The following is a 15,340-nucleotide window of genomic DNA, read 5'->3' on the forward strand; positions in this document are numbered from 1 at the left end:
ATTTTTTATGGACTTTTACAAATAATAGGGAGACACATAGCAAACGGAGGGTTATAGATAATGGAAATATCAAAAAAATCATCATTACTTCAAAAACTTTTCCAGCCCGAGCGCTTTGGGTTACTCATTCTTTCCTGCCTAATCGGCATCTCCCACCCCATTCAGGCTGAAACGAAAAACACACCGAAAAATGTCATCTTGCTAATCGGCGATGGCATGGGGTTAGGTGCCATAGAAATTGCCCGGCAATTGGAGTACGGTAAAACAGGTGCATTGCATATGGAAAAACTGGAGCACGTAGCCTTGATGCGCACTTATTCCGCCAATAATTACGTGACCGACTCCGCTGCTGGCGGGTCCGCGATTGCCACTGGCGTCAAAACCAACAATGAGTCAATCGGCGTCGATGTGAATGGCAATGAGGTGGATAGTGTATTGGATGCATTTCAAAACGATGGCAAAAAAGTCGGGATCATCTCGACCAATATGGTCGTAGATGCCACCCCTGCGGCCTTTGGTGCAAGTGTACCGAACCGGTGGACAGGCAGCGCCCATATCGCGAGGCAGCTCTTCGACAACCGAATTGATGTCATTCTCGGCGGAGGCGCCAGCTATTTTGGCGCAGATAAGCAAAACGGCGTGGACTTAATCAAGAAATTCAAAAATGCGGGCTATGGGATTGCAACGACTAAAGAGGAACTCAGTTCCATGGATAAAACAAAAAAACTATTGGGGCTATTTCACCCCACTTATATGAATTTCAAGCTTGATAAGGAAGTATTGAATTCCCAAGAACCATCACTGCCCGAAATGACCGCCAAAGCGATCCAAACTTTATCCAAGGGTGATAAGGGGTTCTTCTTGATGTCAGAGGGCGCACGGATTGACTCGATGGAGCATGCAGCCGATTTCACAGGCATATGGAAGGAAACGATCGAATTCGATCAGACCGTGAAAGAGGTTATGAATTGGGCCAAGAACAGAAATGATACATTAATCGTTGTGCTGGCCGACCATGAAACAATGGGAATATCTGCTTCGGAAACGATGGATATTGCGGCATTGAAAAAAATCCCGGTATCAACTGAATATATGTCCAAACAGCTTACATTCAATGGAAATAATGAAATCAATCCAGAAAGTGTCGCTTCCGTATTCAAGAAACATGCCCATATATCCCTTACCGATCAAGAAGTGCGTCAATTCATTGACAATGTTAGAAAGAATCGGACGCTCGTCTACCCGCAGCATCGAATTGATTGGGAAATCGGCAGCACCATCGCCAGGCACCATAAAGCTGGTGTAGCTGACCGGAGCATTCGCGCTGCCAGCTCAACTGGAGGTCACACAGCCAATATGATTCCCGTTTTTGCCGCAGGTCCAGGCAGTGAAAACATAGATGGGGTCATTGAAAATACCGATATTTCTAAAATCATCACAAAAGCTGCCGGCGTCCCGTTCACACCTGGTGAACACAAAGCAAAAAGCGAGGAATGAATACATTCCCCGCTTATGGTGAAGGTTGCCAGCAGCACTCTTTTTTATTCATTTTTTTACACAATCATTAAATCATGACCGCTCCACAACCGCCTTAGGATAAGGGAGAGGCTGAAGTGCAATGAAACGCTCTTAGTCCTCACTCTTCCTTTTCATTATGGACGTTGTTGGTGAAATATCAGCGATTGAGATGATCCATCATTCATGAATGAAGTGCAGTGCCTTTAACCTTCATTTCTTTACATGTTTTTTGGGCACAAATCCGACTTGGCTTCCCTTTTTCACTTTATACCACTCACCTTGTTGAGCCAATATCGTTAGAGCTTGATCCTCATATAGCGTTCCAATGGAAATAGCAGTTGGATTCGCCTTTTCTTTTATAAGTAATTCGCTTGCTGTCACGATGCCTGTCGTCTTCCTGATCGGGAATTGTGTTGATACGGCATTCGGGTTAACTCCCCCATCCTTGGCCGATATCAAGACCGTGAACATCCCGTCGGATATATTTCCAAAATCCCAGTTAACTGATTGACGCCCTTTACTGAACTGCCTTTCGGCAAGGACCCCCACCACTTTACCTTTGCTGTTCTTGATTTCCACGGCCAATTTCGAATCTTCATTTATCGTAAATGCTATATTCACTTTTTCGGTACTGTAGTCACCCGTTGTTTCGACATCGGTAATCATGGGTGCCGACGTATCTTTTCTTAAGTCGATCTCCAGTGTCCCCCTTGCTTCATTTCCGCTTCTGTCCCTTGCAGATACTGCTGCTGTATATGGACCATCGCCTACATCACTCACTTTCCAGACCGCCGTGTGGCTTCCCTTTTTCAATGATTGGTTACTGATTGGAGTAGCTACCGTTCTGCCTTCACCATCTTTAATCATGAGTGATACAGCTGCATCTTCTTTAAGTGAGTAGGCAATGGTGACTTGATCCTTCACATGATCCGGATTCGCTTTCATCATTATTGATGCCTCACTATTGGTGTGAACCTCTTCCGTTACCTCTGGTGCCTCGCCATATTCCTTGATGATAGCAGTATTGGGATAATAAAATGCCAAGATCTCCTGATATGTTTGACCTGACTCCGCTCTTGTCTTCGCGCCAAACTGGCTTAACCCGACTCCATGTCCGTAGCCTGACCCTTCAATAGCTATTCTGGAAGAATCGGAAGCCATGTCGTCTACCAAATAGCTTTTCATCACATCCCGACCAAGCATTCCCCTGATTTTTGAAGCCGGTACATTAGTAAGCTCCACTTTTTGCTCGGAGAGTTTCCCGCTTTTATCAACGAGACCCCTTACATAGAAATTCAGTTGGATGGACCCCTTCGTAGCTCGCCCGCCCGTTTTTTTATCAGAAAAGCTTAAAACGGGAACCTTCGTTATTTTAATATCCCGGTTCTTATAACCATTCCTTTTCAGCCAAGCCTTAAGATTAGGCACAATCGTTTTATCTTTTTCCTGTACACTTGTCCACCACTTATCCGGCTTCGTTAAGTCTTTGGTTGACAGGTCGATTTGTTGCTTATCAAGAGTTATCATCCATTTGGTTTTCGGATCATAGGCATCTTGTTTAATCGATAAATAGGCTAGAGGGTTTCCGCCTGACCAAACATTGGAATTCAATTCGGTCACGCCCCCGTTGCTTGAGGAAAAGAATGCCTCAATTATTTCTCCATCATGCTTGAGTACCATACCCGCTGTCTGTTCAATGGCTGAATCCGTACGGCTGTCACCTTCCGCCCCTCCATACACTTGATAGGAAATCGTATCATCGATCAATCTCGATTGATGGTGAGTAGCATATGTCCGGGCTGCAACCGCTTGAGCTTTCAGTGCTTCTGGGTGCCATAGGGCAGGCATTTCCATCGGGACCACACCCTTTAAATAGTCCTCGATAGGCACATGATTGATAGGCTGAATATAGCCTTCCGCCACTGTAAATAAGAATGAGCCATGATACGGCCGGCCATTTAGGGATAACAGGGCATCATCCTTAACCGGGGTGATATTTAATAAAGCAAATATTCCTAGTTTAAGCGAACCTTTATACACGGCAAGTTTTCCTGATTCCACGTTCAATTTCATCTCTTCTCCTGCCTTGATGAATATCTCTCCTCCGGAAGTTTGATAGTCCCCTGTTGCGGTTAGTTTGACACTCGTTATATTTCCAATATAATTCTTCAATTTCACTTCCATCGTTGCATTATCTTTAGCTGCAATTGCTCCATTTGTAGGAAATATAGCAAAAATGATAAAGAAAGTTATTAATAAACCCTTTGGTAAACTTCCCATTCTTTTCAACCTCTTTCCTATCTAGTTATCTTTCAACTATTTTCAACTTCTATCATCCGATTCTTTTTTCCTAATTCTAAAATAAACCTCGTTTATACATTCTGGATATCTTGCTTATAATCCTTCATTCCACATTACAACTTCCTTGCCGAACTCGCATGAAAAAACTGGACATGGAAAATCCACATCCAGCTTTTTAACCGTTTTACTTCAAATACTTTTTCAAAACGGGCTTCATATGATCAATAACGACATGGCTGCCGCCCCTTCCTTTTACATCTTCAACCATCCAGGCCATGAGAAGTTCCGGATTTTCCGTGTCCATGGCTACAAACCAGCCATTTTCCGTTCCATCGGAATTTTTGGATGCCTTGATTTCAGCCGTTCCCGTTTTGGCTGCGAATTTGATGCCAAGATCATTTATACCATGTCCGCTTCCCTTAGGATGTTCCACTACCTGTGTCAGCATTTTGGTGATCGTGTTCGCCTGCTCAGCAGTTATGGCATTTTTCTTCCATATTTCCTTTTCTTTTTTATCTCCTGTCAGCAACGTCGGCTTGACGATGTTCCCTTCATTTAAGAAGGCTGAGTACGTCATGGCCAGATGAAGCGTGCTCATTTGGACCTGTGCCTGACCATATCCGGCGTCAGCCAAGCGACCTTCACTGTCGATTTTTCCAATGCTCGATGCTTTGATCGGATAATCGTAGTTCAATGGTTCATCAAAACCAAATGCTTTCAGTCCGCTTGTGAATTTTTCCTTACCAAGCCCCAATGCTTTCTGGGCAAAATAAATATTATCAGAATAAATTAACGCTTTCTCCATATCGATGGCGACGCCCGGGTCAGAGACCCTTGTTATGGAATGGTCTTTCCATGTGGATTTAGCCCACGTTTTCCCCTGGATGCTGATTGCCTCGTTCGGATCGACTCCATTTTTCAAGGCGATTGCTGCCGTAAGGGCCTTGATCGTCGAGCCTGGTGCGAAGGTCGAACTGAAACGATTAAGCAGCGGCTTCCGGGAATCTTCCTCCAGCGCTTTTTGCTCTTCCTTTGTTATCCCCAAAATATATTTATTGGGGTCGAATGAAGGACTTGATACGAGTGCAAGCGTTTCGCCCGTTTTTGGTTCAAGAGCCGTTGCTGAACCAACTTCGTTCTTATATTGCTCGAAAATATCTTTTTGAAGCTCCGCGTCGATGGTTAATGTAATGGTTTCTCCCTCTTCGGCAGGCTTTTCAGCAATCACTTTTTCTTCGCCAGCTTCTGTTTTAATATAGATCTTGCCTCCTGGCTTTCCTTTCAAGCGTCCTTCCAAAACTTCCTCAAGGCCACGCTTGCCAATAACGTCGCTTGCGGTATACCCTTTACCTTGCAATTTCTCCAAATCTTCGGCAGATGCCTCACCGACATATCCAATCAAATGGGCCGTAGCTTCTTTGTAAGGATAAATCCGGGCTTCCGTATTATTGACTGACACCCCAGGAATGGCCAAAAGCTTTTCCAATGCTGCAGTATTGTCACTCGACATTTTCTTGATTGGCACAAAATAACCTGGTTTCACCCAAGATTGCTTTAACTTCCCATTAAGCTCGTCAGTGGACATATTGAGCATTCCAGCGACCTTTTTGACCGTTTCGGTTTCGCTTGTCATTTTCTCCGGCACAATCCCCACTTCGGAGACTGTTCCATTCATGGCAAGACCGCGCTCGTTCCGGTCGACAATTTCCCCGCGGACGGCCGGATATGTTTGAACCGATATCTTTTCACCAGCTTTTAACTGTGGGAATATGTAGCTTTCATTCCATTTGATGTACCAATTCTCCTCATCACCCTCGCCTTCCTTGACAAGGGTAGCTTGATGCTCAGAACTGACTGCCCCTGCCATCGTCGACAAATCAACGGTATAAGCAAGGTTCACTTTTTCTCCATCTTTATGCTTTTTTTCTTCTTTAGGCTGTTTATAATCCACTTTTAGGCGGTCGACCTCTATGCCCTTATAGATTTTTTCATAACGCTTCGCAAATTCATCCGCGCTAATTTCCTTCTTCGTTTCAGGTGACAGATATTCATACATTTTTGTGAAATCCTGTTTATTCCAAAGCTTGGTGTATGCCGCAAAGCGCTCTTCCGGGCTTGGCTCATCAGTACAGCCGGCCAGGAACAGTACGCTCATCAACAATAAGCTGGAAACTAAAGCTAGTTTCTTCATAAGTTCCTCCTAATAAATAGTTAGAATGATATACGTATAGTTTATCAAAATATTAGAGGAATGGGGAAATATGTATGAACATTTTCTTCATTTTGCTACTTTATCATTTTTTTGCTGAAGCAAAAGTCCTGTACACCAAGACCATGCCCAGAATATAGAAAACCTACAGGCCTATCTATATATCTTAAACCCCCGCACAAAAAAAAGGACTGAAACGTGCTCAGTACAGGTAATCCAAACTTTGGAAAATTGGAAAGAAGCATTTAAATGCAAAAACAAAAAACCGCAGACCCCTTTCATCTTCAAGGTTGTCTGCAGTTTGAATCCTGAACCTGAAATCAGGGCTATAGCATTCTTTTTTTGCGGCTTTTTTTCTCATGAAACCATTTCTTCAAGAAGAAAAATCCTAAAACGGATGAAATGATAAGCCCGCTTGTCGTCACGAATACAGCTACCCATTCATACAAGGTATAATCCATATACGTTTTCCAAGGTAATCTTTTCTTCCAATCCTCAATGTAAAGATTCATCCCGAATATTCCTGAAACGACCGTATAAATCGTTAAGATCTGCAAGAGATAATTACTGCTCTTGCCAGATAGTTTATCCTGATTCTGATAAAGGTAAGAAAGCGTTTCTTTCACCTCTTTATAAAGAGGAGCAATCCTAAAGGTTTCATCCGTTATTTTGAATAGCTCCTTGCCAGCCGCCGTGCTGTTAACTTCAGTGAATAAATACTTGGTAGTAAACTCCGTGATCATGAAGATCAGTTGTTCCGTATTGGACTGATCCTTTTCGATATCAATTTGGGAGTGCTCATGAACCAACTTGAGCAGCACAATTTTATAATAGAAGAACAGCAATATGGAATAAAAGTTTTGGCCGTACATTTCATTTGCCAATTGCAATTCCAGCTTCCCTTTCGCTTTCGTGACACAAGCGAATTGGTACATGCTTGTTACATAAAAGGTTTCCTCGCCCCACCTGTCATACACCCGCTTCTGATAATACTTATCAATATAAGCAGGGTTCAAGGCGCCGATGTATGGTTCTCCATCATTGTCGTATCCATTCAGTTCACTGGCCCGGAATAAATCTTCTTTACTGATGACACGATCCTCGGGGAATGCAATATAGCTGACGACATACATTCTTTCGTCGATAAAGAAGGGTAAGCTGCCGAAATAAGAGGGATCCGTCTGTCCTTCATCAATATATTGCTCCATGGGCGGCAAGAGTTCGTTAAAGATGAAATCCTTCACTTGTTCATAATGATTTTTCCTGCAGCCGACTTTTGTTTTCCGTTCATCTTCAGCAATCGGTTCAAGGATTCGAAAGGTATCGGCAAAATAAAGCACATCATTATACGAAAGGCCTTCAGGCAATGTAACACGCAGATTCATCATGCCAATATGAAATGGGCATATGAAGATATCGATAGAATTAATAATGAATGAGGTAGTTAAAAAGGGGGATTCGAAGTTGCAATCAATATCGAGCTTTTTTGTAAAACGCCGCAATCCTTCTTTTTCCTTCAAATTCGCTGGAAAAAGTATCGGCTCGATGTAGGGCATGAAATACTTTTCCAAATTACGGTGTGAAATCTTATGCTCTCCGTAATATTGGCCTTGCTGGTCCATATCTCTTAAATTCAAGAAAGCGAAATTGTCTTCAAGCAACTTATCAACAAACGATTCGATCTTTTTCCCTTCAAGCGCGAACGGAAAGAGGTACTGCTGGAAACTTCGCTTCGTATGATCATTTTTTTCTAGCTTAATTTCCATGATTATATTCCTCCGATTAACCTGGGATGTTCTAAGTTCACTTCACCTTGTTTCTTATGTTTACCCAAGTATACGTAAACAAAACGGAACATATTATAGAAATGAATTGGACAATTACCATAAGAAAAAAATCCCCCAAGCAAACGCTCGGGGGCCATCGAAAAGGGCTCTTCAACCCTCTTCACTTTAGGGTACTAGAAACTGATGTTTCTAATGAAAAATCCGATATTCGGACCATTTTAGCATGTATTTTCAATATGATAAAACACCGAATACATTCATATTTGGCCTTCTCACCTTATTAACGGCTAATTAAGCAGTATAAACAGGAACTGGCAAATGAATTTATAACTATAGGAATAATGATCATTCTTTCTTTTGTCAGCTTAGCCTCTTTGAGAAATCATGTTTTATAAAGGCGGAAAGGGGTAAATGAAAAAAAAGCAAAGGAGAGACACCCCCATGAAATCCGATAGCAATAAGCAAGCCTTGAAATGTATTAAAAGAACACATGGTTCAAAACCAACTGAACGAAAACAGATGAGCGATTTCATTAAAAAAATGAAAATGAATCATCAAAATTCTCATTTAAAAGGTAAAAACTCATGACATAATGGAAGGTCATGAGTTTTTGCGATTAAAATGCGATTTCTTTTCCCTGCAGGTTTTGCCTCACACATTTCTTGATACCGATTACATCCAGAAAATGTTGAATTTTCTTCATGGACGTTGCCTGATATTCATCAACGATGGAGAATTCTTTAATATAAGCGATTTTTTCTTGTACATCTGTATCTATATGATCTTGGTTGGATTCTTTTCCATTTGATTTTTTGCATGTGTACACTACAGCCTCACCAATTTTCCTGGTCGCCTTATCAAAATAAAAAGAAAACACAATGGCACATTCATCATCATAAAAAGAGGGTTGAACTTTCATATTAATATCAAGCATTAATTTACACCTCTCTCCTTTTTGTTATCTACACTATAACAAAATTCGTAAAGGTAAATGGGTGTTCCAAACCACACTCCCGCTTCCTCTGCACCCACCAAATGGACCTTATATCCCCCATGCATGGATAATTATAACTACAGGAATATGCGCAAAAGAATAACCATTGAAGTTAGGCCAAAAAAAGACACTCCCTTTAGGAAGTGTGTATGATACATTAGTTATTTTATGCTTTAGTGAATACTGAAGGTAATTCAAAAACGCTTGGCAATTCATGTGGTGTAACGCCACCTACTAATACGATAGCAGTTACTAAAAGAAAGGATACCGCGATTCCCTTAAAATTTTTCTTCATAGGTACTTCCTCCTTAATTTTATTAAAAATATTGGTTATAATAGAAATAAATTCTATAGTTGTATTTAACCATACTTTTGGTATAACAGTTTTGGCTATTCTGATAACGAGATTTATATTACAAAGGGTAAATTCTATTTTATACTTCTATTTTCCACTAAAAATATAACTCTAGGAATATTTTAAGGAGAGTTAACATGGATTTCTTTGCAGTAGGAAAAAAAATAAAAGAACTTAGAAAACAAATTGGTCTTTCTCAAGAAGAACTTTCAGAAGGCATTTGCACTCAAGCCCAAATCAGTAAAATTGAAAAAGGCGATGTCTATCCATATGCGACTACTCTTTACTTAATTTCTAAAAGGTTAGGTGTCGATGTGAATTACTTTTTCGACATCGGTATGACACCTAGATTGGATTATGTGCAAGAGGTTTCCCACCAGTTAAAAATCGCCCGAAGAACAATGAACTATCAAGAAATGAAGGAAATTGTTAGAACGGAAGAAAAAAATCCTTTATTTACTCAAAATAAACAAAATCACCAATTACTCATATGGCATAAAGGCATATATGAGTACATGATGAATAAAAATCTCGATAAAGCCATTCAGTATCTCGAAGAAGCGATTGCTTTATCAGATTTAACGGACAAGGTTTACTCTGAGCGGGAAATTGAATATTTAATTAGTATGGGCGTTATATATTTTGAAGAGAAGCTCTATGAAAAGGCCCGATATATTGATAATTTGGCTCTTACTCATCTAAACCACTTACCCTTTTTGAATGATAAAACGATAAAAACAAGATTATTTTATAATTCTGCCAGGGTTTCTACACGCTTGGAGGATTATAATGCATCCATTGCCTACTGTAAGGAAGCCATCAAGTGGTGCTTACAGGAAGATCACTTGTATCTATTAGGGGAGTTACATTATCATCTAGGTTATAACTATGAATTGCAGACAGATTATAAAAATGCTAAAAAGTGCATGGAACGAGCCCGATTGATCTTTGATTTACAAAAAGAAAAACGATTTGTTACTTTTATTGATGAAAAATTCAAAGCTTGGGAAATCAATTTAAAAATTCATTAAGAAAAAGCCATTCCTACTGGAATGGCTCTTTCCATTCGCCAGGAATATATATAATTTGACACTGATCATTTCCAAAACCTCTATTCTACATTTCAAATTCCAAGCCAAAATGAAGTATAATAAAAAGATGCTTCAAAAAGGCATCTGCCCTCAACATTTAGTTTCGTATAAAGATGATGATGGTTTTGAGGCCCCGTTAATGTAAATGTCCATCATTACCCTATAGAGGCCTTTATATCCGTTACGCACCGCTTATATTCAGGGCGGTTTTTGACGATATTGACTTTTATGGAAGTTAAATGAAAACTGGTCTTGTTGTTTTGAATGAACTTGTTCGTTTATATGGGGATAAGATGGAAATTGGTATGTAAAGCTATACATGCAGGCATGAATACAATTGTCAATGCACTGATCATGCATGGATCAGGCAAAAATATAATCTTGTTAAACAGGGGTAAACCCTGAAGGAGGAGAGTATGGAGCGGGAGTTGTTGTTAGTTGGGGAGCGGCTGGGCGAATTTTTGGAGGCCGATAATCCAGATGATTCGGACGTGGTGAATCAAGGGCTCCATTTATACCGTCAGGGGCTTGTTGAAATTAAAGAAGAAGCGGCCGATACGATAGCGGCCGAGGTACAGGATGTAACGCGCCATAAGGCCAGGCTGAATCTCCTCTTCCCTCAAGAGGGCAGCTGCACATGTGAGTCAAGATTCATTTGCCGGCATCAAATGGCCGTTTTCTTTTCAGCGTTCTCCGAACACGCGAGTGTTTCCGATTGGCTGAGCGAATGGAAAGCACCAAAACTGGAATCGCCTTCCCAGGCGCTGCAGCAAGTGAAACGTGCAAGTGAGTTACTGAAACAAGCGGAGGAGAAATCCATCATTTTAGATAAAAGCTATCCATCATGGAAGCAATTCGTGAACGTCACCTTCTCGGAGCATGTCGAACCTCATATTGGCGAACCAAACTATATGATGGAAAACCATATACAAACATACTTTAAACGCCTTAGCTCCAAGGCTCCCATGGAAAGGGAGTGGAAACTGCTCTACCAGTTCGTTACGCAATTTTGCACGATGCAGCTGACACTCAAAATGATTCAGCTACATACAAGCCAGACACACACGATCAGGGTCTTTTATGCAATCGCCGTCGACCTGGCGGAAGAATTGCATGAAACAGTACAGCCGCTTAGCCGGCAAGCGAGACCATTTGCCTTTGATCCCTTCGTTTTCAGCATCAAGGAAGATGTTGCTAAGCTTTTGGATGGAGTATTCGGTCTTGAATATGAAAAAATCGATCTCTACAGGGAAATTTGGACCTATTTATTCTCCAACTCCTCTTGGCGCAGAGAAGAGCTGGAACGAATCAAAGAAGAGCTTCCAGACAAGTATATGGGCACGACTGAGAGAACGTCCTATTCCCTCGCAGCCATTCACCTATCCCTTCTGGAGAATCAAGATAAACAGGCCTTTGAGCTTCTCCATGAATTAAAGAAGGAAGCCTGTCCATATATTTTCTATTGGCTGAATCTCCTGGCTGAATCAGATAACCGTTCACGCGGCATCCCATTCATTGAATTCATCATCGCCAATGTCCAGGAATTCCTCGCAGATCTATCCGATTATTATCAGCGGGTAGACTTCGTAAGGACCTTTACGACTGTGATCAGCAGCTACTGTCATAAATTGAAACGAATGGACTTACTGGAGAAATTTTACAGAGCCTCCCTTCCTCACAGCTATTGGAACTATGCTAATTTTCTTTTTGAACAAGGACAATACAAAAAATGGGTGGAAATGCATATTTACTCTGAAATCAGCATTGATTTAATCAGCAGTGAGTCCATCAAAGAAGTAGTCTCTAAAGAGCCGGAGCTAATCCTGCCCCTTTACTACCATGCGGTACAGGAAAAGGTTTCGTTAAAAAACAGACCTGCCTATAAGCAAGCTGTCCGATATTTAAAGAAGATGCGCACCATTTATAAAAAGACCAAAAGGGAAGACATATTTGAACGCTATATATTATATGTTGCCGATTCAACTAAACGGCTTCGCGCTTTCCAAGAAGAATTAAAAAGGGGTAAGCTTATCGATGTTTAATCCAGGGAAATTAAAAATAAAAATAGCGGCTCTCGAAAACGGAGCCTACGCCCTTGGTGTCGTCAACGAGGACCAGGCCTTCCTTAACACGAATCATATACGCCGGCTGCTCTTCAATTGGGATGACGCAAGCTTTTATGGCACGAAAATGACTACGGATACCATGGATGGCAATCCTGTTTTCATTCTTGATGCGTGGGGGCTTCTCAACTTTTTTGCGAAGGAGAGCTTCAACTCCTTCATAGAATGGGAATGGTCCGAGATTTCTTCCCTTTGCCTGTCAGCTGCGCCCGTTCTTCATGAATCCATCGAGGAGGGCATCCCGGTACCCGATTTCACCAATTTGCAGCTTGACGCCATTGGCTGGAAGCTCCCGGAAGAAGTCGAGGAGGAATTCGTCCCTTCATTTTGGGAAGAAAGCATCGCATTGGATCTCCCTTCGCCTGAAGCGGAAACCAATCGGTCATTCATCGAAAAGTGGTATAACGGTGCCGCTAACATGTATTTAAGGAATTATTCACCTATGCATCATAAATGGAGCGAAGCCATCGGGGCATTAAGTGATTCGAGACTATCGCCCGAAGAATTGCAGGCCTTTTTTGATAAAGAAAGCTGGCAGGAATGGCTCGGAACAAAGCCAGATCCGAAACCCTTCACCATTGGCCTGCGGTTAACGGAACCACCTGACGGCAATGGACCCTGGATACTCGACGTAACCCTTCGTTCCAAAAGGGATGAGAATATCGTCGAAACCTATACCGGAAAAAAACTGCCGCGCGGCTGGAACAAGTATGCGAGCGAAGTCGTGCGGGCCACGAAACGCTGGCAGCTCGTCGTGCCCTGGTTAGGAGAAAATGGACGGCTAAAAAGGGAGATTTCGGAAACGGACGCATGGGAGTTCTTGACGGATGCAAGTGAAAAACTTCTGTTCCTTGGCGTCGAAATCCTCCTTCCATCCTGGTGGCTTGCCTTGAAGGAGTCCTCCTTGAAGGTGAAGGCCAAAGTAAAGAGCCAATCGAACCGCGGTCCTTCATACGTAGGTTTGAAAGCTTTGATGGATTTTGATTGGCGCTTCTCATTAAATGGCAAGGAGCTCAGCGAGGCGGAGTTCGCGGAGCTCGTCGACCAAAAAAGACGGCTCGTCTTCATCCGCGGTCAATGGGTCAAGCTGGACCCGGCTTTCATTAAGCAAATTCAGGTGCTGATGGAAACGGCTAATGAAAAGGGGCTACAGCTGTCAGACTTACTGCAGCAGGAATTATTGAATGGCAAAAATGAAACTGAGGATATCGATTCTGAAAATGATGATATGCTCCGAATTCAATTTGAATTGAATCAGGAGCTCCGTAAGATGATAGGAAGGCTCAGGGAAGCTAAAAACATTTCCATCCTTCCCGTTCCCGATGAACTGCAAGGTGACCTGCGCCCCTATCAAAAGCTGGGCATGAGCTGGCTGCTTTTTTTAAGGGAGCATGGCTTTGGTGCTTGCCTTGCGGATGATATGGGGCTGGGGAAAACGGTCCAGATGATTGCCTACCTGCTTCATGTCAAAAACAACGAAGGGGCAGGTAAAGAGCTGCCCATCACATCCAATGATGAGCAAACGAGTGAAACGATCATCGTCGAAGAGGAAATCGGCAGAGCGGAGAGTGTAGCGGAAGATATCATTGCACCCACTCTGGAACCCGTTTCCGTACAATCAGCGCTCATCGTCTGCCCTACTTCGGTCCTTGGCAACTGGCAGAAGGAATTGGAAAAATTTGCACCGACCCTTAAGGTCCACCTGCATTACGGTTCTAATCGATCAAAAGGCGAGGACTTTGCCAAGAAAGCTGCACAGCACGATATTGTGTTAACCTCCTATGGCCTGACGCATCAAGATGTCGTTGAACTGTCCTCCATTCAATGGAGCAGCGTCATCCTTGATGAAGCACAAAATATCAAGAATGCCCAAACCAAGCAATCCAAGGCGGTCCGCAAGCTCAATGGCCGGCATCATATCGCTTTATCAGGTACGCCGATGGAAAACCGCTTAAGTGAGCTATGGGCGATTTTCGACTTCATTAACAAAGGCTATCTCGGAACGCTGGCCCAGTTTCAGGAAAAATATGTGGCCACCATCGAACGGGATGAACAAAAAGATAAAATCAAGGAATTACAGCGTTTAATACAGCCGTTCCTGCTCCGTCGTACAAAACGGGATAAAGATGTCGCACTCAATCTTCCCGATAAGCAGGAGCAGAAGGAATTCGTCCCGCTTACCACCGAGCAAGCATCGTTGTATGAACAACTGATCAAGGATACCTTCACCGATATTGAACAGCTGTCAGCCTTTGAGCGAAAAGGCATCATCCTGCAGATGCTGAACAAGCTAAAGCAGCTTTGTAATCACCCTGCTCTTTATTTAAAAGAGCTTGATAAGGAAAACATCATGAAAGCGGCGAATCGATCGGGCAAACTCGAGAAGCTTACCGAGCTTGTCGATGCCGTCCGCGAACAGGATGAAAGCTGTCTCATTTTCACGCAATATATCGGGATGGGCAACATGATGAAGGAATTGCTGGAAAAACGTTACAACATCGAAGTTCCATTCCTGAACGGGAGTGCCAACAAGAAGCAACGTGATGAAATGATTACACGATTCCAAGATGGAGAATTCCCTATATTCATTCTCTCATTGAAGGCTGGCGGCACCGGCCTTAATCTAACAGAAGCAAACCACGTGATACATTATGATCGCTGGTGGAACCCGGCTGTCGAGAATCAAGCCACCGATCGCGCTTACCGAATTGGACAGCAACGATTCGTTCATGTTCATAAGCTGATCTGTACAGGGACCCTGGAAGAAAAAATCGATCAAATGCTAGATAAAAAGCAAGCATTGAACGACGAAATCATTAGCAGCGACAACTGGATCACCGAGCTTTCCACAGAGGAAATCAAGGATCTTGTCGCTCTTCAATAAGCTCGAAAGGAGAATGCCCATTCGAATGGGCATTCTCCTTTTTCGATTGGAACCGCCGCCGCATCCAGCTCGTACACA

10 protein-coding genes are annotated in these 15,340 nt (G+C 42.5%); 5 read left to right on the forward strand and 5 right to left on the reverse strand.

Translation table 11 applies throughout. The features are described from left to right. Positions 1-60: 60 nt before the first annotated feature. Positions 61-1,497, forward strand: a complete 1,437-nt coding sequence (locus ABE28_RS22600) for an alkaline phosphatase (protein WP_083232205.1) — start codon at positions 61-63, stop codon at positions 1,495-1,497. 231 nt (positions 1,498-1,728) lie between these two features. On the opposite strand, the gene ABE28_RS22605 is transcribed toward ABE28_RS22600, so the two are convergent. The 3 genes from ABE28_RS22605 to ABE28_RS22615 form a co-directional block, all read right to left on the reverse strand. Next, positions 1,729-3,798: a SpoIID/LytB domain-containing protein gene (locus ABE28_RS22605; RefSeq protein ID WP_064467152.1), complete on the reverse strand. Its 2,070-nt coding sequence runs from the start codon at positions 3,796-3,798 to the stop codon at positions 1,729-1,731. A 205-nt stretch (positions 3,799-4,003) separates the two neighbouring features. Then, positions 4,004-6,010: a penicillin-binding transpeptidase domain-containing protein gene (locus ABE28_RS22610; protein ID WP_064467151.1), complete on the reverse strand. Its 2,007-nt coding sequence runs from the start codon at positions 6,008-6,010 to the stop codon at positions 4,004-4,006. Positions 6,011-6,354: 344 nt separating this feature from the next. Continuing rightward, a complete protein-coding gene (locus ABE28_RS22615) occupies positions 6,355-7,794 on the reverse strand; it encodes a hypothetical protein (RefSeq protein WP_064467150.1) in 1,440 nt (479 codons plus the stop codon). A gap of 432 nt (positions 7,795-8,226) precedes the next feature. Between ABE28_RS22615 and ABE28_RS25355 the strand changes: the two genes are divergently transcribed. Then, the gene (locus tag ABE28_RS25355) at positions 8,227-8,403 is read left to right on the forward strand and encodes a hypothetical protein (protein ID WP_156775890.1); all 177 of its coding nucleotides are present in this window, start codon (positions 8,227-8,229) and stop codon (positions 8,401-8,403) included. A 28-nt stretch (positions 8,404-8,431) separates the two neighbouring features. Here the strand turns inward: ABE28_RS25355 and ABE28_RS22620 are convergent, their stop codons facing one another. Together ABE28_RS22620 and ABE28_RS25890 are read right to left on the reverse strand one after the other, a co-directional pair. Next, the gene (locus ABE28_RS22620; RefSeq protein ID WP_064467149.1) at positions 8,432-8,749 is read right to left on the reverse strand and encodes a hypothetical protein; all 318 of its coding nucleotides are present in this window, start codon (positions 8,747-8,749) and stop codon (positions 8,432-8,434) included. 226 nt (positions 8,750-8,975) lie between these two features. After that, positions 8,976-9,104 carry a hypothetical protein gene (locus tag ABE28_RS25890; RefSeq protein ID WP_257390666.1) on the reverse strand — a complete coding sequence of 43 codons (129 nt, stop codon included), beginning with the start codon at positions 9,102-9,104 and terminating at the stop codon, positions 8,976-8,978. A 197-nt stretch (positions 9,105-9,301) separates the two neighbouring features. Between ABE28_RS25890 and ABE28_RS22625 the strand changes: the two genes are divergently transcribed. The 3 genes from ABE28_RS22625 (at position 9,302) to ABE28_RS22635 (ending at position 15,262) form a co-directional block, all read left to right on the forward strand. After that, the gene (locus tag ABE28_RS22625) at positions 9,302-10,195 is read left to right on the forward strand and encodes a helix-turn-helix domain-containing protein (protein WP_064467148.1); all 894 of its coding nucleotides are present in this window, start codon (positions 9,302-9,304) and stop codon (positions 10,193-10,195) included. A 476-nt stretch (positions 10,196-10,671) separates the two neighbouring features. Next, a complete protein-coding gene (locus ABE28_RS22630) occupies positions 10,672-12,297 on the forward strand; it encodes a hypothetical protein (protein WP_064467147.1) in 1,626 nt (541 codons plus the stop codon). Further along, a complete protein-coding gene (locus ABE28_RS22635; protein ID WP_064467146.1) occupies positions 12,290-15,262 on the forward strand; it encodes a DEAD/DEAH box helicase in 2,973 nt (990 codons plus the stop codon). Before ABE28_RS22630 ends, ABE28_RS22635 begins: the two co-directional genes overlap by 8 nt. The last annotated feature ends 78 nt before the right edge of the window (positions 15,263-15,340 follow it).

This window comes from Peribacillus muralis (assembly GCF_001645685.2).
GTDB lineage: Bacteria > Bacillota > Bacilli > Bacillales > DSM-1321 > Peribacillus > Peribacillus muralis_A.